We start from the raw sequence: 19,555 nt of genomic DNA, 5'->3' as shown, positions 1-19,555 counted from the left end.
GCACCGGGAGTACCAGAGTTGATCGACTTGGAGACGCGATAGCATTTCGAGCGAAGTCGATATGCTCCGGAATGCGGTGAGGTGAGCACGCTCTCAGGCTCCCTGCCCCTTGCGGGGAGCGCAATTGCATATGCCGATCACGCTGTGCGTTCGATGCATGCGGTTTGGTTGGTCTACCCACACACTCGTCATGCCCGGGCTTGTCCTGGCTTGTCCCGGGCATCCACGTCTTTTGGTTTTCCATGTGAAGAAAGACGTGGATGGCCGGGACAAGCCCGGCCATGACGACGTGTCAGCCCCACGGCGATGTCATCTGCGATTGCCCTCCCGCAAGGGGGAGGGAACCCTTCCGTCCGTGCGTCCCTGACGCGCCAATCACTGAGTTGCCCGACGTGGCAAGCCCCTTACGTAAAAATATTTCTGTTTTTCAGAATCGTAACTCGGTGTATGAATAGGCCCGTCTCACCCGCTTGAGGGGCGCTGCGCGATCGTCACGAGTGTTGGGTCGAGATGCGGTGGACGCCGAGCGTGTGACTGACGAGCACATGCACGGCGGACGGTGAAGTCGTGTGGTCCTGACGCCCCAGTGGCAGGTGTCTCTTCGCAAGAGCGCAATGTCTTTCGCGGACGACGGTGACAACAAAGCCCGGTCTCGCCGGGGAGAGCACGTATAAGCCGTAAAACCATCGCGCAGGGAAGGCCGGGATGTTCCCGGTTTCACCTGTGGTCCTACCTCCCGCGTTTTTTACTACGCGGGACCCATGGGTGCGATCGGCGCCCGGTCTTCCCTGCGCCCTCTGATCGAAGAGCGGCGAAGTTGGCAGCAAACCTCGGACGCACCGCGCCGCGAGAATGCGGATGTATGACTCACAATGGCGAAACACACTCAGTGTCGTCCTGGCGAAAGCCAGGACCCATTACCCCAAATCTCAGTAGTTGCGCGACGCCGGGGCCACGATCCCGCTCATCAGCAACTGCGGTGGTTATGGGTCCTGGCTTTCGCCAGGACGACGAACGGAGAGTCCCGTTCACAAGCCGCGGAATATGGGTCCCGGCCTTCGCCGGGACGACGGCTGTGGATCTGGTGCGACATCGGCCCCGTCCTGCGCTGGGATGACGTCGAAATGCGCGGCGCTCTACTCCGCCTTCTTCCCCAGATTCGCATGCGGCCGGCCGAAGTCGGCGGCGGCGGAATCCTGGCCGATCTCGACGATGCCGCGGCGGATGGCGCGGGTGCGGGTGAAATGGTCGAACAGCGCATCGCCGTCGCCGCGGCGGATCGCACGCGTGAGCTTCGACAGGTCCTCGTTGAAGGTGCCGAGCATCTCCAGCACAGCCTCCTTGTTGGCGAGGAACACGTCGCGCCACATCGTCGGGTCGGACGCCGCGATGCGGGTGAAGTCGCGGAAGCCGCCGGCCGAGAACTTGATCACTTCGGATTCCGTCACCTGTGCCAGCTCGTCAGCGGTGCCGACGATGGTGTACGCGATCAGATGCGGCAAATGGCTGGTGATCGCGAGCACGAGATCATGATGATCCGGCGTCATGATCTCGACCTTGGCGCCGAGCGCGGCCCAGAAGGCGCGCAGCCGGTCGGTCGCGGCGGGATCGGTGCCGTCAGGCGGCGTCAGGATGCACCAGCGGTTGATGAAGAGCTCGGCGAAGCCGGAATCCGGGCCGGAATGCTCGGTGCCGGCGACGGGATGTGCCGGCACGAAGTGCACGGCGTCAGGCAGATGCGGCGCCATGTCCTTCACGACCGCCCCCTTCACCGAGCCGACGTCGGAGATGATGGCGCCGGGCTTCAGGTGGCTCGCGATTTCGGCCGCGACCGGACCGCAGGCGCCGACAGGAATGCAGAGGATGACGAGATCGGCATCCTTCGCGGCTTCCGCATTGGTCGCGACGACCTGATCGACAATGCCGAGCTCGGCGACGCGCGCGCGTGTCTTCTCCGAGCGTGCGGTGGTGACGATCTCGCCGACCAAGCCTTGCGCGCGGGCAGCGCGCGCGATCGAGCCGCCGATCAGGCCGAAGCCGATCAGTGCGAGGCGTTTGAAAAGCGGGGCTGTGGTCACGTCGGTGTTCACCTTCCGGCCATGAAGTCGCGCAGGCTCTCGACCACGAGGCGGTTGGCTTCCTCGGTGCCGATGGTCATGCGCAGCGCGTGCGGCAGCTTGTAATTGTTGAGTGCGCGCAGCACGAGGCCGCGCCGTGTGAGATAGGCGTCGGCTTCCGCCGCGGTCCTGCCCTTGTCGGTCGGGAAATGGATCAGCACGAAGTTCGCGACGCTCGGCGTCACCTTGAGCCCGAGCTTGCCGAACTCCTCGGTCAGCCAGCTGCGCCACTTTTCGGTGTGCGTCTTCGACATCTGCACATGCGCGGAGTCCTCGATCGCCGCCGCGGCCGCCAGCATCGCCGGCGTCGAGACGTTGAATGGACCGCGGATGCGGTTGCAGGCATCGACGATGTGCGCCGGCCCGAACATCCAGCCCACGCGCAGCGCGGCGAGCCCATGGATCTTCGAGAAGGTGTGGGTGACCACCGTGTTGTCGGTGGTGGCGACGAGCTCGATGCCGAACTCGTAATCGTTGCGCGAGACGTAGTCGGCATAGGCGGCGTCGAGCACCAGCAGTACCTGCGACGGGAGAGCGGCGCGCAGGCGCTTGACCTCGTCGAACGGCAGATAGGTGCCGGTCGGGTTGTTCGGGTTGGCGAGCCAGACCAGCTTGGTGCGCGGCGTCACCGCCTTCAGGATCGCGTCGACGTCGGCGGTGAAGTTGCTCTCGGCGGCGATGACGTTCTTGGCGCCGTTCGCCATGGTTGCGATCGGGTAGACCAGGAAGCCGTGGGTGGTCGAGATCGCCTCGTCGCCTTGTGCGAGATAGGTGTGCGCGAGCAGATTGAGGATCTCGTCGGACCCGGCGCCGCAGATGATGCGGTCGGGATCGAGACCGTAGGTGCGGCCGATCGCTTCGCGCAGCACGCGCGAAGTACCCTCCGGGTAGTCCTCGAGATGGTCGGCTGCGTGCTTGTAGGCCGCGATCGCCTTCGGCGACGGGCCGAACGGCGTCTCGTTGGCGGACAGCTTGAACACCTTGCGCCCCGGTTCCGGCACCGGGCTCTTGCCCGGCGTGTAGGGCGCAATTTCGAGGATGCCGGGGTTCGGCACGGGGCGGGACATCATCAACTCCGGACAGAGCGTTTTCCAGCGAAGTGGATACCGGTTCGCGCAAGAAAACGCGTCAAAACAAGCATCAAGGCGGGGGGCTTAACTTCTGGCCGACCCGCCAGGAGGCACCGTATAGCGCGTTGCGTGGCTGCCGACGAGGGCCGACGAGCGGACCGAGGCGCCGGCCTGGATCAAGGCGAGCTTGATCGCCTCGAAGCCGGTACCCGCGACCGACACCAGCAGCGCCGCGCCGTCGAAGGCGGTGTCGGGCACCGCGACGATTTCCGCGAGCGGCGCCAGCGCGCGCGCGACGTCGGCGTTCCAGCCGGAGACGCGCACGCTCCACACCTGGACTTCCGTCACCATGGCATCGTCGGCGACTCGCGAGACCACGAACACCGGCAGCGCGGCGGGGTGATCGGCGCGCTCGAGGAACGGCAGCCGTGCGATGATCTTCGGCGCGCCACTGGCTTCGAGCGCGTTCCACCACGGCGTGCGGCTTGCAATCGCGGAGACCAGCGCGAGGTCGCCCTTGGACGACGCCACCGCATCGACCGCGGCCTGCGCGCTGAAATGCGCCACATAGGGCACCACGAAGCCGAAATGGAATCGCGCCGAATCCCGCATCGCGGACTCGCCGACGGAGACGTCGGCATGCACCGAGAACGGCGCCTGCACGTAGGTGAAGGTCGAGATGATGACGCGCCAGATGCTCTCGATGGTGTCGAGCGGCAGGATGCCACGATGCCGCTCGACCAGGCCGCGCATCATGCTGGCCTCGCGTGCGGGGCGAAATGCCGAGCCGACCTCCTGGGTCTTCTTGACCTGGATCAGGCGGTCGATGATATCGCCGCGCGCCATCAGCAGGCGGTGGACCTGCTCGTCGATTGCGTCGATCTCCTTGCGCAGCTCCTGCAGCGAAGGCGGCGACGGGGGAGGGTTGGACATCTGAAAACCTTGTGATCCGGGCGGCCCGATGACTGTGTCCCTGATTAGGAAAGACGGCCGCCGAAAGCAAAGAGAAACGTCGCAGGCGTGCCTTGCGCGATCGGGTTAACCATGGGGTGAGGGCGAGGCTAACCTTGACGACACGGGGTCCGAGGACTAGTTTCCCTGCACTTCCGTGGTCATTTGAGCCGGCCGGCTTGCAGCCACGTTAAACAACTCGCTAAACAGGCCGGGGACAGATCAGCTCCCGGCCGAACCTTTGTTCAGGCCGGGTTTTTTATGGCCTGATTCCTGTTCGAGGCCTCCCGCGCGGAGGCGGGGTCGCCTAGATGAGCAACGTGCGTCCGATACCGAGCCCTTCGATCACGAGCCCTTCGATCAATAGTGATGATCGCGCCCATGAGGCCGATCATCCCTCGTCGTTGGTGGCGAAGTTCGGCATCGAGCAGCCGCTGAAGCTCGACTGCGGCGTCGATCTCGCACCATTCCAGATCGCCTACCAGACCTATGGCGAGCTAAACGCCGACCGCTCCAACGCGATCCTGGTCTGTCACGCGCTGACCGGCGATCAGCACGTCAACAACATCCATCCCGTCACCGGCAAGCCCGGCTGGTGGGAGACCATGGTCGGCGCCCGCAAGCCGCTCGACCCGCGCAAATATTTCATCATCTGCTCCAACGTGATCGGCGGCTGCATGGGCTCGACCGGCCCTGCCTCGTTCAACCCTGCCACCGGCAAGGTATGGGGGCTGGATTTCCCGATCATCACCATTCCCGACATGGTGCGCGCCCAGGCGATGCTGATCGATCGTCTCGGCATCACGACGCTGTTCTGCGTGGTCGGCGGCTCGATGGGCGGCATGCAGGCGGTGCAATGGGTCGCGGCTTATCCCGAGCGCGTGTTCTCGACGCTCGCGATCGCCTGCGCGACACGCCACTCTGCGCAGAACATCGCCTTTCACGAGCTCGGACGGCAGGCCGTGATGGCCGATCCGGACTGGCGTGGCGGCCGCTATGTCGACGAGGACACGCATCCGCATCGCGGGCTCGCGGTGGCGCGGATGGCCGCGCACATCACCTATCTCTCGGACGCCGCGCTGCATCGCAAATTCGGGCGGCGGATGCAGGACCGCGACCTGCCCACCTTCTCGTTCGATGCGGATTTCCAGGTCGAGAGCTATCTGCGCTACCAGGGCTCGTCATTCGTCGAGCGCTTCGACGCCAACAGCTATCTCTATTTGACGCGCGCGATGGACTATTTCGACATCGCCGCCGATCACAACGGTGTGCTGGCGAAGGCGTTCACCGGCATCAAGACGCGCTTCTGCGTGATCTCGTTCACCAGCGACTGGCTGTTCCCGACCTCGGAGTCACGCGCGCTGGTGCACGCGCTGAATGCCTCGAGCGCGCGGGTGTCGTTCGCCGAGATCGAGACCGATAAGGGCCACGACGCGTTCCTGCTCGACGTGCCCGAATTCCTGGATATCTCCCGCGCCTTCCTGCAGGCCGCAGGCAAGGCGCGCGGGCTTGGAAATGGCGACGACCAGTCATGAGCATCCAGCAAACCCTGCCGCTGCCCGGCGTCGCGCCCGAGCGAACCGGAAGCTACCGCGCTGACCATCTCCTCGTCGCCGACATGGTGGCTCCGGGTTCGCGCGTGCTCGACGTCGGCTGCGGCGACGGTGACCTCTTGGAGCTGCTGGAGAGCCGCGGCATCGACGGGCGCGGCATCGAGCTGTCGCGCGAGGGCGTCAACCGCTGCGTTGCCAAGGGGCTCGCGGTGGTGCAGGGCGATGCCGACACCGACCTCGTCAATTATCCCGACGACGCCTTCGACTATGTGATCCTGTCGCAGACCTTGCAGGCGACGCGGCAGCCCAAAGTGGTACTGGAGAATCTGCTGCGCATCGGCCACCGCGCCATCGTCTCGTTCCCGAATTTCGGGTTCTGGAAGATGCGGCTGCAGCTCTTGATCGGTGGCCACATGCCGCGCACCGAGAACCTGCCAGCGACCTGGTACGACACCGCCAACATCCATTTCTGCACCATCAAGGACTTCGTCCAGCTCTGCGACGAGATCAACGGCAAGATGGAGCGCGCGGTCGCGCTCGATCTCTACGGCCGCCCGGTGCCGCTCAATCTGCCCTGGTGGGTCTGGAACATGTTCGGCGAGCAGGGCGTGTTCCTGCTGAGCCGCGGCGAGAAAGGGAAGTGACGGTTCACACCGGCGCCGCCACCAGCGAGCGCGGATCGCGCACCGGCCAGCGTCCGGCCTCGACCAGCGCGATGAAGCGTTCGACCATCTCGTTGAACAGCGCGGGCTCCTCGAGATTGAGCACGTGGCCCGACTTCGGAAAGAAGGCGAGGCCCGTCGCCGGCAGATGCTTCTTCAGGAACATGCTGGGCTCGATGCAATTGTCGTCCTCGTCGCCGCACAGGATCAGCGCCGGCGTCGGCACGCGCCGGATCGCCTCCGTCATGGTGTAGATCGAGGGCCGGCCGCCTTGAAAACTGCGCATCGTGTTGGCCGAGCCTTTGGCGTCATGACGGGCGAGGGCGGCATAGAAATCGGCGTGACCGCGCGGGTCCTTCAGGAGGAACGGAATCCGGCTCGGCGCCTCGCGCGTGACCTTCGCGACCTCGACCGAGCCGATCGCCTCATACTGCTCGGCATTGGCGCGGCACTGCGCGCGGAAGGCATCGAGATTTTCCAGGCTGGAGCCGGAGCCGACGGCGGCGAGCGTCATCGAGATTGCGCGCTCCGGCGCATTGAGGCCGATCTGCAGCGATGAGTAGGAGCCCATCGAAAGGCCGATGAAATGCGCTTTCACGATCCCGAGATGGTCGAGAACCGCGAGCGCATCGGTATAGAAATGCTTGTAGGTGTAGACGTCGGCATTCGGCGGCACGTCCGACGGCGTGTAGCCACGCGCCGAATAGGCGATGCAGCGGTGCCCGCGCGAGAAGTACCGCATCTGCGGTTCCCAATTGGTGTGATCAGCGGCGAACTCGTGCAGGAAAATGATCGGGGTCCCGTTGCCCGCTTCTTCGAAATGGAGGCGGACATTATCTTTCGTTACGGCATGGGGCATTTGAAATTCCTTCTCGTGGGCCGGCCCCAGATTTGCAATTAATTTCCTGGGCCGCAATGCGGCAGCTCCGATTCTTTTTTCGTCGTGGAATTTGCGCGGAATAACCCAGAAATCGTTTCCGCAGCGCCGCAAGAAGCCTTCCTCTCGCCACATCTCGATTTTTCAAAGCCCCGCCGTGTTCCGCAGGGAACGCGATGGGGATTGGGGGTACTACAGAGGATCTCGTGAAAATATGATTCAGTTGCTTGCGTATTGCCGGTCGCTTCGTCTTTTAGCGCTGGCTCTTGGTTCGCTCACTCTCGCCGTCGTTTCCGCCGCTCCAGCTTCCGCCCGCCCCCACCATTCACGTCACGCGCATTCGGCCCATGCCGGCGATCATGCGCGCCACTACGCCCATCGTCACTATCGCCATGCAACGCGCCTCTCGCGCTGGGAGCGCGGCGTCGCACGGATGCGGGCCCACGATCTCGCCGACGCCAATGCCAGCGTGGTGCCGAACACGGGCGGCGTGACGGAGAAAGGCAGCTTCGGTTCGTCGGGCCTCGTCGCCGAGGCACGCCGCTATCTCGGCGGCAATCCGACCGGCCGCGCGAGCCTGTGGTGCGCGCGCTTCATGAACATGGTGCTGAAGGAGTCGGGCTATCGTGGCACTGGCTCCGACATGGCAAGTTCGTTCGCCAAATACGGCCAGCGCGTTTCGGGTCCGCAGGTCGGCGCCATCGCGGTCATGAGCCGCCGCGGCGGCGGTCATGTCGGCATCATCACCGGCATCGACGCAAAGGGCAATCCGATCATGATCTCGGGCAACAACGGCAACCGTGTCCGCGAGGCGCCGGTGTCGCGCGGCCGGATCTATGCCTACGTGATGCCCACGAATTGAACGCTCATTGCGAGCCGGAATAGGGTGGGTAGAGCGAAGCGAAACCCACCGTCAGCGTCTCGGGGCTAAAGTGATGGGTTTCGCTACGCTCTACCCATCCTACGCGACTACGAGACGTACCTACACCAGCGTCGACTGCTCGGCGGCGATCGTGTCATTCACCGCGACGCTGCCGTCGGCAATGATCTCGGCATAGACGCCGCACTCATTGTTGCCGAAGCGCTGCATCAAAGTCTGCGGGATCATGAGGTCGCGCACGCCGGTCTCGGGATCGACATTGACCGCGGCGCAGCGGGTGATGCGCTTCACTATCTTGGCCCGCGCGCTGCCGATCGCGATGGTCTGGTCGAGCAGGCCCGCCTCATGCCAGGCAGGCCAGCCCTCGACATAGAGATTGGCGCGAAAGCGCAAGGGATGAACCGGCGCCTGCACCAGGTTCTCGATGGCGCGCAGGCTCGCGAGATTGATGATCGAGACCACCTTGCGCGCGACGTCGGAGAAGCTGTGGCCAGGGCTCGCCAGCACTCTGGGCGGTCCCTTGATCACGCCGGCATGGTGACCGGCGAAATAGCGCTCGATTGCCGCGCGCCCTGCGGCGGTCTCGAGGTCGCCCTGGGCCACCATCGCGCCGTCCCGGCGCAGCGTCAGCACGTGGCTGTCGTCGTCGAAATGGGCACGCAGCGGCGCCAGCCACTCGTCCCGCTGCAGCATCAGGAAATGCGGTTTCGGCAGCCACTTCGGTGCCGCCGGATCGAAGCCGCTCGGACCGTTCTCGATCGCATAGCGGCGGTCGGATCGCAGCGTCTGGCCGGCCCTTAGCTCCGCGCGGGGCAAGGGCTCCGGCGTGAGGCCTTTGACGGGGTAACGGTAGATGCCGGCGATCCTGGCGGAGGAGGTGCGTGTGTTGTCCATCCGCCCCCTCTAACTTGTTTGACGCGCGAGGAGAACCTCCGGGAACAGGAAGGCAGCTAGTCGGCGCGCGGCGCTCCGGGTGTGTCGAGGGTCCGCTGCATGAACACGAGATCCAGCCAGCGGCCGAACTTGCGTCCGATCTCCGGCATGCGCGCCACCTCGACGAAGCCCATCGCAGCATGCAGCCGGAGCGAGGCCTGATTGCCGCCGTCGATCCCGGCGATCAGGACGTGCTTGCCGAGCACGGTTGCGGCCGCCACCAGTTCGTCAACGATGAGGCGCCCGAGCCCACGGCCGCGATGGTCGGCATGGATATAGACGCTGTGCTCGACGCTGTAGCGGTAGCCCGGCCAGGCCCGGAAGTCGCCGAATGTGCCGTAGCCGAGGACCGTCGATCCCTCGGCGGCGACCAGCACCGGGTAGCCGAGCGCTTGTCTCGCCTTCATCCACGCCAGCCGTTCGGCCTCGGTGTCCTGCTTCTCCGTCCAGACCGCGTTCGAGTTGGCGACCGCCTCGTTGTAGATCGCGGTGATCGCGGGAATGTCGTGCTCGGTAGCTGGGCGGATAGTCATCTTAGGTTCCTCAATCGGGCCTCTTGAACGAACCGATCGTTTACTATATAAGACAATATGTCAATTATAGAAGACAAGGCTGATGAGGCTCTCGGGAGGCGGGTCCGTGCCGAACGGGAGGGCCGTGGCTGGTCGCTGGCGGAACTGGCCGGACGGGCCGGCGTGTCCAAGGCCATGCTCAGCAAGATCGAGCGGGCCGAGGCGAGCCCGACGGCGGCGACGCTGTCGCGGATCGCGACGGCCTATGGTCTGACCATAGCCGCGCTATTCGAGCCGGCGGTGTCAGAAGGTTCCCGCCTGCAGCGCGCCAAGGATCAACCCGTCTGGCGCGATCCGAAGGCGGCCTATCTGCGGCGGCAGGTGTTCCTGCATCCTGCCAATCCGCTGGAACTGGTCGAGATCGAGCTTCCTGCCAGGCAGGAGGTCGGCTTTCCCGCCAGCGCCTATCACCTGATCCGTCAGGTGGTCTGGGTCATCGACGGCCGCCTCACCCTGATGGAGGGGGCGGCTCGTCACGAGCTTGCCGCGGGCGACCGTATCGAGCTCGGACCGCCATCGGACATCGTCTTCCGTAATGAGAGTGCTCAGCCCTGCCGCTACCTTGTCGCCATCGTGCGGCGCTGACACGCGATTGTAACCGCCGGGCAAAATCGCGAGCTGTGGCTCTTCCGTTTTGGAACCAAGTGCCCACATCTGCGGCAAGCCTAAGAAATGATGGCGACGACCAGAGGCCGATTGAGGAACGTCGATGCGGCCCGCGGAAACCCAATGAAGATGCCGTTGTCATGCCTGAGGGGTGACGATGGCAGGCCGAGGGAAAACGAATGAACATTGAGAAGTACACCGAGCGCGCGCGCGGATTCATCCAGTCTGCCCAGTCGCTCGCAATGCGCGATGGCCACCAGCAGTTCTCGCCGTTGCATTTGCTGAAAGTGCTGCTGGACGACAGCGAGGGGCTCGCCGGCGGTCTGATCGACCGCGCCGGCGGCAATTCCAGGGCGATCCTGAAAGCGACCGAAGAGGCGCTGAACAAGCTTCCGAAAGTGTCGGGAAGCGGTGCCGGGCAGGTCTACCTGTCTCCGGAGCTGGCGCGCGCCTTCGATGCGGCGGAGAAGGCCGCCGACAAGGCCGGCGACAGCTTCGTCACCGTCGAGCGGCTGCTGCTCGGGCTCGCGCTCGAGAAGAACAGCGAGGTCGCGACCATCCTGAGCAAGGGCGGCGTCACGCCGCAGAGCCTGAACGCGGCGATCGAAGCACTGCGCAAGGGCCGCACGGCGGATTCGGCGACCGCCGAGAACGCCTATGACGCGCTGAAGAAGTATGCCCGCGACCTGACCCAGGCTGCGCGCGACGGCAAGCTCGATCCGGTGATCGGCCGCGACGAGGAGATCCGCCGCACCATCCAGGTGCTGTCGCGGCGGACCAAGAACAATCCCGTGCTGATCGGTGAGCCCGGCGTCGGCAAGACCGCGATCGTCGAGGGCCTGGCGCTGCGTATCCTCAATGGCGACGTGCCGGAGAGCCTGAAGGACAAGAAGCTCCTGTCGCTCGACATGGGCGCGCTGATTGCCGGCGCGAAGTATCGCGGTGAGTTCGAGGAGCGGCTGAAGGCCGTGCTGCAGGAGGTCTCGTCCGCAGAGGGCGGCATCGTCCTGTTCATCGACGAGATGCACACGCTGATCGGCGCCGGCAAGGCCGACGGCGCGATGGACGCGTCCAACCTCTTGAAGCCGGCGCTTGCCCGCGGCGAGCTGCACTGCATCGGCGCGACCACGCTCGACGAATACCAGAAGCATGTCGAGAAGGACGCCGCACTGGCGCGGCGGTTCCAGCCGATCTATGTCAGTGAGCCCACGGTCGAGGACACGATCTCGATCCTGCGCGGCTTGAAGGACAAGTACGAGCAGCATCACGGCGTCCGTATCGCCGACTCCGCGTTGGTGGCCGCGGCCACGCTGTCGAACCGCTACATCACCGACCGCTTCCTGCCCGACAAGGCCATCGACCTGATGGACGAGGCCGCGGCGCGGCTGAAGATGCAGGTCGATTCCAAGCCGGAAGAGCTCGACTCACTCGACCGCGACATCATCCGGCTCAAGATCGAGCAGGAGGCGCTGAAGAAGGAGAGCGATGCCGGCTCCAAGAGCCGCCTGCAGACGCTGGAGAAGGAACTCACCGAGCTCGAGGAGCGGTCGGCGGCGCTGACGGCGCGGTGGAGCGCGGAGAAGAACAAGCTCTCCAATGCGCAGAAGCTGAAGAGCGAACTCGATGCGCTCCGCGTCGAGCTGGCCAACGCGCAGCGCCGCGGCGAATTCCAGAAGGCGGGCGAACTGGCCTATGGCCGGATCCCCGAGCTGGAGAAGAAGCTCGCCGAGATCGAGGCCAAGGAAAGCGGCAAGCAGAACGACAGCGGGATGATGGAGGAGGCGGTCACCGCCAACCACATCGCGCAGGTCGTCTCGCGCTGGACCGGCGTGCCGGTCGACAAGATGCTCGAGGGCGAAAAGGATAAGCTCCTGAGAATGGAGGACTCGCTTGCCAAGCGCGTTGTCGGCCAGGCCGAAGCCGTGCATGCGGTGGCAACCGCCGTGCGCCGTGCACGCGCGGGCCTGCAGGATCCGAACCGGCCGACCGGCTCGTTCATGTTCTTGGGTCCCACCGGCGTCGGCAAGACCGAGCTGACCAAGGCGCTCGCCGCTGACTTGTTCAACGACGAGACTGCGATGGTCCGGCTCGATATGTCCGAGTTCATGGAGAAGCATTCGGTCTCGCGGCTGATCGGCGCGCCTCCGGGCTATGTCGGCTACGACGAGGGTGGAGCGCTGACCGAAGCCGTGCGGCGCAGGCCCTACCAGGTGGTGCTGTTCGACGAGATCGAGAAGGCGCATCCCGACGTCTTCAACGTGCTGCTGCAGGTGCTCGATGACGGCCGTCTGACCGATGGCCAGGGCCGCACCGTCGACTTCCGCAACACGCTGATCATCATGACCTCGAACCTCGGCTCGGAATTCCTGGTGAATCAGCCGGAGGGCGAGGACACGTCAGCGGTCCGTGACCAGGTGATGGGCGTCGTGCGGACGCATTTCAGGCCGGAGTTCCTGAACCGCATCGACGAGATCATCCTGTTCCACCGCCTGCAGAAGAGCGAGATGGGCCGGATCGTCGAGATCCAGTTCGCGCGCCTGCGAAAATTGCTGGAGGATCGCAAGATCGAGCTCGAGCTCGACGCCAAGGCGCGGAACTGGCTCGCCGAGAAGGGCTGGGATCCCGCCTACGGCGCCCGTCCGCTGAAGCGCGTGATCCAGCACAGCGTGCAGGATCCGCTCGCCGAGATGATCCTCGCCGGCGAGGTCAAGGACGGCGATCGCGTGGTGATCTCGGAGAAAGGCAACGTGCTGACCTTCAACGGCCAGGTGCCCAACACCGCCGAGATTATGCAGTTCGAGCCGCCGGTCCCGAAGCGCAAGCTGAACTGATCACCTCGCCAATCTCGATGCAGCCTAGCGATAGGCTGCATCGAGCGACGCCGCGCGATTCTTCGGTGTATCTCCCGATGTCGGGCAGTCTTACGCACGCGCGCGGCGGTTCCTTATGGGCCGCCAAGTTTTTTAATGAAACGCGGGCGGACGGCGGCCGTTTCCCATTCATGATCGGTTGGCGCGGCAACACCCACTGTGCTGCCCCCGAAAACAGAATTGGCCGGGTGCTCGCGTCGTTGCGCGAAACCGCGCCGCCGATCCCTCTCAGAGGAAGGTGTATCTGATGAGCAGGGAACTTACCGCCCATAACCGGCCCGTCTATGACGAGCTCCACCCGTATGTCTATGGCCTGGCCACCGGCCTGGTTGCATGGTTTGCGCTCGCGGCGTGGCTCCTGTTCGATCGCAAGAACGATATCGAGCTTTCGCTTGCGATGGTCAGTGTGCTGCTGTTTGTCGCGGTGCTGCTGCCGTGGCTGCTATCGCTGATCTGGCGAAAACATCGTCGTCCGCATGAAGCGCATCAGCAGACGGTCCCATTCCGCGAATGGCGCGCTGCCGATTTCGCGGTCTGGGGCAGCACGCTCAACAGCACCCATGCCACGATCGACATGTTGCTGCCGCTCGCGGCAGTCGCCTTCGGATTGACCGCAATCGGAATCGTGTTCCTGGTGTGCGCAAGCCTCGCGCCGTAGGCGGTCATTCCTGCGGGGGGCTCGGCAAAGCGGGATCATCGTCCTCGCTGGGCTCGAGTTCGGAAAGGATATCGACCAGCTCGCGAGCGCGCCCGGTCGCGAGCGGCTTGCCGGCGTTCATCAACGGCTCGTCATTGGCGAGCCAAGCCTTGGCTTCGGCGAGCTCGGTGACGGTTGCGCCGGAGGCGATGATCTTGGCGATCGTGACATCGTCGGCGTAGCCGACGGCCTTCAACACGTCGTCGCGGGTGAGCCGGGTCATGGTTGCAAATCCTCATTGGGCACAGAGACGCCATTACCCGCCGGCCATCCCGGCCGGCGGGTAAGGATGCATGAGTTCAATGCCTCAGCTGTGCGTCGTGAGCCGGGGCGGATGCTGGGACATTACCCAGAGCTCGATCGCCGCAAGGATCGCGACTGCGATGCCGATGACCACGTGCACGGTCATCGGGGTAGTGCTTCCCTGGAAGCCAAGGACCCACGGCGAGACCAGCGCCCAAAGCCCGACGATGAGGTTCAGCCACTCCTCCCAGACCGCAAATGCCGCAAGCGCGGCGATCGCAAGGATCACCATGACAATGCCGACGATATGGGCGTTGGTGGAAACCGTTCCGCCGTCGAACTTGAACAGCCACGGCGACAGGAAAAGAATCGCCCCGAGGATCAGGTTCGCGACGTCACACAGCTTTGCGTTCGTCCAGTTCTCCATGACACCCTCCACTGGAGGTTTCACCTGCGAATCAACTGGACGACCGCCGTTCGGGTTCCGGTCTTGTTCCACGAAATTTGGCGGAAATCGCCGCCGCCAGGGCCTCCGGCGGCGGGCGTTTCGACGCGGCAATCAGCCGCCAGAGGGAGCGCAGCGGCGTGGTCAGGCGGCCCGTGTGGCCCCGGGGGAACGATCAGCGGTTGCTGGTGGACCGCGCCATCGGGGCGCTGCCGGTGGCGTCGGAGACGATGCGCGCGCTGCCGCGGCTGTTCATCTGGGCGTCGATCCGGTCGCGCTCCTTTTCGAAGGCCGCCAGCATCGGGCCTTCCAGCGAACGGCCGCGCGGCAGTTTCACGCGCATTGGATCGACGAAGCGGCCGTTGACCAGGATTTCGTAGTGAACGTGGGGACCGGTCGACTGACCGGTCGAGCCGACGAAGCCGATGACCTGGCCCTGCCGCACCTTCTTGCCGACCTCCATGCCCTTGGCGAAGGCCGACAAATGGCCGTAGGCGGTCTCGTAGCCGTTGGCGTGCTTGATCCGGATATACTTGCCATAGCCGCCCTCGAGCCCGGCCTTCTCGACCACGCCGTTGCCGGAGGCGAAGATCGGCGTACCGTAGGCGGTTGCCCAGTCGACGCCGGTGTGCATCTTCACATAGCCGAGGATCGGGTGGCGCCGAGCGCCGAAGCCCGAGCGCATGATCGCGTTGTTGACCGGTTTGCGCACCAGGAACTTCTTCGCGCTCTTTCCGGTCTCGTCATAGTAGTCGACCAGTCCGTCGTCGGAACTCTGGAAGCGGTAATATTTCTTGGTCTCGCCGCCCACCGTCAGTGCGGCATAGAGCACCTCGGTCTTGTCGGTGCTCGTCGTGCCTTCGTCCTCGCCGGCATAGAACACGTCGAAGGAATCGCCGGGCTGCACCTTGCGCTGGAAGTCGACGTCGTAGGAGTAGATTCGGACCATGTCCTCGATGACGGTCGGCGGCACCTTGTTGCGCAGCGCAGTCTCGTAAATGCTCTGATAGAGCCGCACGCCGCTGCCATCATCCTCATCGTCGTCGTCGCTGGAATTGTCAGCGGTGTCGGTGACCGTGTTCATGCTCTGCACGTCGACGGCGACGTATTTGCCCATGTCGGACAGCGCGGCCACGGCTTCGATGACCGAATCGTTGGCGACGATCACGCGCCAGGGCTGCAGCCGCACGCCCGGTCCCGGGGCGGCCGGCGCCATCAGGATCCGCACCTTCTGGCCTTCCTTCAGGCCGCCGTCGCGGCCGCGCGGACCGAGATTCGCGGCGATCGCCTTGGCTTCCTCGGGCGTCGCGCCCTGGTCGCGCAGGATCGAGACGATGGTGTCGCCCTTCTTGACGACGTGAACCCGCTCGCCGACCGGATTGCCGCCGGTGGCTTGCTCCTTGGTCTTCGGCAGCAGGGTGACGTTTTCCGGCACCACGCGGGTCTCGAAGCCCGCATAGGGATCGGAGACGTTGCCCTCGGTGGCGTAGGCCATTCTCATGTCCGAGGCGCCGGTCGCATCGGCCGCGGCATTGGCAAGCGTGTAACGCACCGATCTGCCGGAGCCGTGCCAGTTGGCGGCGTCGCGCACCCGCATCAGAACATCGTCGAGCGGGACGACGGCGGCGAGCTTCGCCTTCGGCAGCACGCTGCCCAGATCCTTGGTGATGAAAGAGACCTCGGCGTCGGGCTCGACGGCTTCGGGATTGTTGGGGTCCTCGGCCGTGGCCGGCGTGTCGGTGCCGACGTCGGCCAGCAGGCGCTGCGCGTTGAACGGCGGGACCTTCGCCGACAGATCGCTCGTGGTCATCGCGAGATTGCCGGAAATGCGGATAAAGGGCCGCACCCGCATCACGTCGCGATTGCCGACGCGGGTCACGGTCGAGACACGCATCAGGATGCGGGAGGCGGATGAATCGCTCGGTGGCGGCAAGCGATCGCCCTTGTGCAGGCTGACCACGCGATCATTGGCGCCGAGAGCGCCGCGCAGCGCGCTTTCGACGCGCTCGGGCACCTTGGCGAATGTCATCTCGCCGTCGAGCGACGCAAAAACGGCGCCGCCGATGAGGGCCGCGCCACATAGTCCAGTCAGAATCGTGCCGCTGAACCATTGAACGGAGACACGGCGGCGATCGATCACCGCAGCCTCGGTACCGTCGACGGAAAGCGGCGGTTCGTGGCCGAGATCGATCATCCCGGTCTCGCGCCCATAGCCGCTGCCGCGTGACGCCCGTTGGCTCAACCCAGTGTCCCCCCAAATTCCACCAACATTCGATAGACCCCGGCTCGTCCTCGTCTTCCGTCTTTGCCCTTTAGAGAGCGATTGCGGCAGCGTGGCGAGCTCCACACATCGAAGTCCTGGAGATGATGGCCATTAGCTAGCCGTGATCTCGAACGTCAATGGTGTGCAGATCTCTCGAAGTTGCTCGACCGTGAAGAGGAGAGGCGACGGGTTCATGGAGAAATCGCCAGCTCCCCCGGAAAAAACCGCTCGAGCCCCCACTGGTTTCGCGCGGTTCAGTGCATAACCATAGTCAGAACGTCGCAGGATTGTGGCTCAAGTGCGGCGTAAGGTCCCCAAAAATCAGGGACTTTTCCGCATCTGAAAAAAGTTCGTCGTCGTGCGACGATTTTCTGACAATGGGCGTTGACAAGCCGGAAGGGGCCGGCCTATAAGGCACCCACTGAGCGCGGCGCTGCATTGGCCCTCGGGGCCAAGGCAAGCATTCGCGCCCTTGATGTTCCTCACTTCGATGAGTGACGCAACGGTCGACTTAGTATAGGTCGGCTGGGGTTCACCGTCGGTTGCTGGGGGCGGAACCACCCTATAGGGTGTGGGGTCTCTAGATCCCGGGCTGTTTGACAAGTGAAGATGAAGAAAGAGAAACGTGGACGGCGGAGTCCTTGCGTCTCTCGGAATACTTGAAGGCTTCGGCTTTCATCTTTCGAGAGTGGACGAAAGACTTCGGCGGTACACGTTTTAAAGGTTACACCATCGCTGCCAGCGATGTGAATCGTGGGCAGCTTGCCGGCTTCGGCCGGCGAAGAATGGTGGGACCTCGTCAAACGTTGTGATCAGCCGGTTCAAGGTTTCAAGTCCAACTTGAGAGTTTGATCCTGGCTCAGAGCGAACGCTGGCGGCAGGCTTAACACATGCAAGTCGAGCGGGCGTAGCAATACGTCAGCGGCAGACGGGTGAGTAACGCGTGGGAACGTACCTTTTGGTTCGGAACAACTGAGGGAAACTTCAGCTAATACCGGATAAGCCCTTACGGGGAAAGATTTATCGCCGAAAGATCGGCCCGCGTCTGATTAGCTAGTTGGTGAGGTAATGGCTCACCAAGGCGACGATCAGTAGCTGGTCTGAGAGGATGATCAGCCACATTGGGACTGAGACACGGCCCAAACTCCTACGGGAGGCAGCAGTGGGGAATATTGGACAATGGGCGCAAGCCTGATCCAGCCATGCCGCGTGAGTGATGAAGGCCCTAGGGTTGTAAAGCTCTTTTGTGCGGGAAGATAATGACGGTACCGCAAGAATAAGCCCCGGCTAACTTCGTGCCAGCAGCCGCGGTAATACGAAGGGGGCTAGCGTTGCTCGGAATCACTGGGCGTAAAGGGTGCGTAGGCGGGTCTTTAAGTCAGGGGTGAAATCCTGGAGCTCAACTCCAGAACTGCCTTTGATACTGAAGATCTTGAGTTCGGGAGAGGTGAGTGGAACTGCGAGTGTAGAGGTGAAATTCGTAGATATTCGCAAGAACACCAGTGGCGAAGGCGGCTCACTGGCCCGATACTGACGCTGAGGCACGAAAGCGTGGGGAGCAAACAGGATTAGATACCCTGGTAGTCCACGCCGTAAACGATGAATGCCAGCCGTTAGTGGGTTTACTCACTAGTGGCGCAGCTAACGCTTTAAGCATTCCGCCTGGGGAGTACGGTCGCAAGATTAAAACTCAAAGGAATTGACGGGGGCCCGCACAAGCGGTGGAGCATGTGGTTTAATTCGACGCAACGCGCAGAACCTTACCAGCCCTTGACATCCCGGTCGCGGACTCCAGAGACGGAGTTCTTCAGTTCGGCTGGACCGGAGACAGGTGCTGCATGGCTGTCGTCAGCTCGTGTCGTGAGATGTTGGGTTAAGTCCCGCAACGAGCGCAACCCCCGTCCTTAGTTGCTACCATTTAGTTGAGCACTCTAAGGAGACTGCCGGTGATAAGCCGCGAGGAAGGTGGGGATGACGTCAAGTCCTCATGGCCCTTACGGGCTGGGCTACACACGTGCTACAATGGCGGTGACAATGGGATGCTAAGGGGCGACCCTTCGCAAATCTCAAAAAGCCGTCTCAGTTCGGATTGGGCTCTGCAACTCGAGCCCATGAAGTTGGAATCGCTAGTAATCGTGGATCAGCACGCCACGGTGAATACGTTCCCGGGCCTTGTACACACCGCCCGTCACACCATGGGAGTTGGTTTTACCTGAAGACGGTGCGCTAACCGAAAGGGGGCAGCCGGCCACGGTAGGGTCAGCGACTGGGGTGAAGTCGTAACAAGGTAGCCGTAGGGGAACCTGCGGCTGGATCACCTCCTTTCTAAGGATGATCCTTCAGATCGCTCACGCAATCCTATTGCAGCAGCAATCTATCGGATCGTTTTAGAAACATTCAGGGGCCAATCGATCACAAGATCATTGAGCTCCATTGGCGGGATTTCGCCGTCTTCGTTTCTCTTTCTTCGCGGACGAACACGCGCCAGGGGCTGAGCGCTTGAGCGATGCATCGGCGCGAGCCGATTGCGCGCCAGCTGGCTCCGACATCTCGCGAGAGATGAGCGTTAGGGGCTTGTAGCTCAGTTGGTTAGAGCGCGCGCTTGATAAGCGTGAGGTCGGAAGTTCAAGTCTTCCCAGGCCCACCACTTTGATCGAGTGCGGAGCATTCGTCTTCTGGTTACGGGGCCATAGCTCAGCTGGGAGAGCGCGTGCTTTGCAAGCATGAGGTCGTCGGTTCGATCCCGTCTGGCTCCACCAGCCTTCGCTGGCTGATGCCAGCTACGGCTAGGCGAGCCCGACTAAAGCGAAGGCTGC

The 19,555-nt window shown here is 63.5% G+C and carries 15 protein-coding genes, 2 tRNA genes, 1 rRNA gene and 1 riboswitch; of the genes, 9 read left to right on the top strand and 9 right to left on the bottom strand.

Annotated features, from left to right (window positions below; translation table 11 throughout):
* Window positions 1–1,136: 1,136 nt before the first annotated feature.
* The 3 genes from MTX19_RS37205 to MTX19_RS37195 all read right to left on the bottom strand — a co-directional run bounded on the left by MTX19_RS37205 (window position 1,137) and on the right by MTX19_RS37195 (window position 4,120).
* Entirely contained in the window at window positions 1,137–2,078 is a 942-nt protein-coding gene (locus MTX19_RS37205) for a prephenate/arogenate dehydrogenase family protein (RefSeq protein WP_280981610.1), read from the bottom strand.
* An 8-nt stretch (window positions 2,079–2,086) separates the two neighbouring features.
* Window positions 2,087–3,184, bottom strand: a complete 1,098-nt coding sequence (gene hisC / locus MTX19_RS37200; protein ID WP_280981609.1) for a histidinol-phosphate transaminase — start codon at window positions 3,182–3,184, stop codon at window positions 2,087–2,089.
* Window positions 3,185–3,271: 87 nt separating this feature from the next.
* Complete coding sequence (locus MTX19_RS37195; RefSeq protein WP_280981608.1) at window positions 3,272–4,120, bottom strand: chorismate mutase; 849 nt, start codon at window positions 4,118–4,120, stop codon at window positions 3,272–3,274.
* 165 nt (window positions 4,121–4,285) lie between these two features.
* A riboswitch (SAM riboswitch) is annotated at window positions 4,286–4,365 on the top strand.
* Window positions 4,366–4,449: 84 nt separating this feature from the next.
* Between MTX19_RS37195 and MTX19_RS37190 the strand changes: the two genes are divergently transcribed.
* Window positions 4,450–5,673 carry a homoserine O-acetyltransferase gene (locus MTX19_RS37190; protein WP_280985738.1) on the top strand — a complete coding sequence of 408 codons (1,224 nt, stop codon included), beginning with the start codon at window positions 4,450–4,452 and terminating at the stop codon, window positions 5,671–5,673.
* Complete coding sequence (gene metW, locus MTX19_RS37185) at window positions 5,670–6,335, top strand: methionine biosynthesis protein MetW (protein ID WP_280981606.1); 666 nt, start codon at window positions 5,670–5,672, stop codon at window positions 6,333–6,335. Before MTX19_RS37190 ends, metW begins: the two co-directional genes overlap by 4 nt.
* Before the next feature lie 4 nt (window positions 6,336–6,339).
* Here the strand turns inward: metW and MTX19_RS37180 are convergent, their stop codons facing one another.
* A complete protein-coding gene (locus MTX19_RS37180) occupies window positions 6,340–7,212 on the bottom strand; it encodes an alpha/beta hydrolase (protein WP_280981605.1) in 873 nt (290 codons plus the stop codon).
* Between the two features lie 232 nt (window positions 7,213–7,444).
* Here MTX19_RS37180 and MTX19_RS37175 point away from each other — a divergent pair, with 232 nt between their 5' ends.
* Window positions 7,445–8,092 (top strand): TIGR02594 family protein, encoded by a 648-nt coding sequence (locus MTX19_RS37175; protein ID WP_280981604.1) that lies wholly within the window; start codon window positions 7,445–7,447, stop codon window positions 8,090–8,092.
* Between the two features lie 120 nt (window positions 8,093–8,212).
* On the opposite strand, the gene MTX19_RS37170 is transcribed toward MTX19_RS37175, so the two are convergent.
* Window positions 8,213–9,004 (bottom strand): MOSC domain-containing protein, encoded by a 792-nt coding sequence (locus MTX19_RS37170; protein ID WP_280981603.1) that lies wholly within the window; start codon window positions 9,002–9,004, stop codon window positions 8,213–8,215.
* A 56-nt stretch (window positions 9,005–9,060) separates the two neighbouring features.
* A complete protein-coding gene (locus MTX19_RS37165; protein ID WP_280981602.1) occupies window positions 9,061–9,576 on the bottom strand; it encodes a GNAT family N-acetyltransferase in 516 nt (171 codons plus the stop codon).
* A 57-nt stretch (window positions 9,577–9,633) separates the two neighbouring features.
* Between MTX19_RS37165 and MTX19_RS37160 the strand changes: the two genes are divergently transcribed.
* From MTX19_RS37160 to MTX19_RS37150, 3 genes are all read left to right on the top strand, one after another.
* Window positions 9,634–10,200 carry a helix-turn-helix transcriptional regulator gene (locus MTX19_RS37160; RefSeq protein WP_280981601.1) on the top strand — a complete coding sequence of 189 codons (567 nt, stop codon included), beginning with the start codon at window positions 9,634–9,636 and terminating at the stop codon, window positions 10,198–10,200.
* Window positions 10,201–10,400: 200 nt separating this feature from the next.
* Window positions 10,401–13,052, top strand: coding sequence for an ATP-dependent chaperone ClpB (gene clpB, locus MTX19_RS37155; RefSeq protein WP_280981600.1), 2,652 nt, complete (start codon window positions 10,401–10,403; stop codon window positions 13,050–13,052).
* A gap of 286 nt (window positions 13,053–13,338) precedes the next feature.
* The gene (locus tag MTX19_RS37150) at window positions 13,339–13,749 is read left to right on the top strand and encodes a hypothetical protein (RefSeq protein WP_280981599.1); all 411 of its coding nucleotides are present in this window, start codon (window positions 13,339–13,341) and stop codon (window positions 13,747–13,749) included.
* A gap of 4 nt (window positions 13,750–13,753) precedes the next feature.
* Here MTX19_RS37150 and MTX19_RS37145 read toward each other — a convergent pair whose 3' ends face one another.
* The 3 genes from MTX19_RS37145 to MTX19_RS37135 form a co-directional block, all read right to left on the bottom strand.
* Window positions 13,754–14,011 (bottom strand): hypothetical protein, encoded by a 258-nt coding sequence (locus MTX19_RS37145; protein ID WP_280975377.1) that lies wholly within the window; start codon window positions 14,009–14,011, stop codon window positions 13,754–13,756.
* 84 nt (window positions 14,012–14,095) lie between these two features.
* Window positions 14,096–14,458: an SPW repeat protein gene (locus MTX19_RS37140; protein WP_280975378.1), complete on the bottom strand. Its 363-nt coding sequence runs from the start codon at window positions 14,456–14,458 to the stop codon at window positions 14,096–14,098.
* Window positions 14,459–14,651: 193 nt separating this feature from the next.
* Window positions 14,652–16,718 carry a M23 family metallopeptidase gene (locus MTX19_RS37135; protein ID WP_280975379.1) on the bottom strand — a complete coding sequence of 689 codons (2,067 nt, stop codon included), beginning with the start codon at window positions 16,716–16,718 and terminating at the stop codon, window positions 14,652–14,654.
* Between the two features lie 857 nt (window positions 16,719–17,575).
* Between MTX19_RS37135 and MTX19_RS37130 the strand changes: the two genes are divergently transcribed.
* From MTX19_RS37130 to MTX19_RS37120, 3 genes are all read left to right on the top strand, one after another.
* Window positions 17,576–19,064: ribosomal RNA gene (locus MTX19_RS37130) — 16S ribosomal RNA — on the top strand.
* Between the two features lie 245 nt (window positions 19,065–19,309).
* Window positions 19,310–19,386: transfer RNA gene (locus MTX19_RS37125), tRNA-Ile, on the top strand.
* Window positions 19,387–19,422: 36 nt separating this feature from the next.
* Window positions 19,423–19,498, top strand: a tRNA-Ala gene (locus MTX19_RS37120).
* Window positions 19,499–19,555: the final 57 nt, after the last annotated feature.

Source organism: Bradyrhizobium sp. ISRA464 (assembly GCF_029910095.1).
Classification (GTDB): domain Bacteria; phylum Pseudomonadota; class Alphaproteobacteria; order Rhizobiales; family Xanthobacteraceae; genus Bradyrhizobium.
This window is presented reverse-complemented; position numbering and strand designations above follow the sequence as displayed.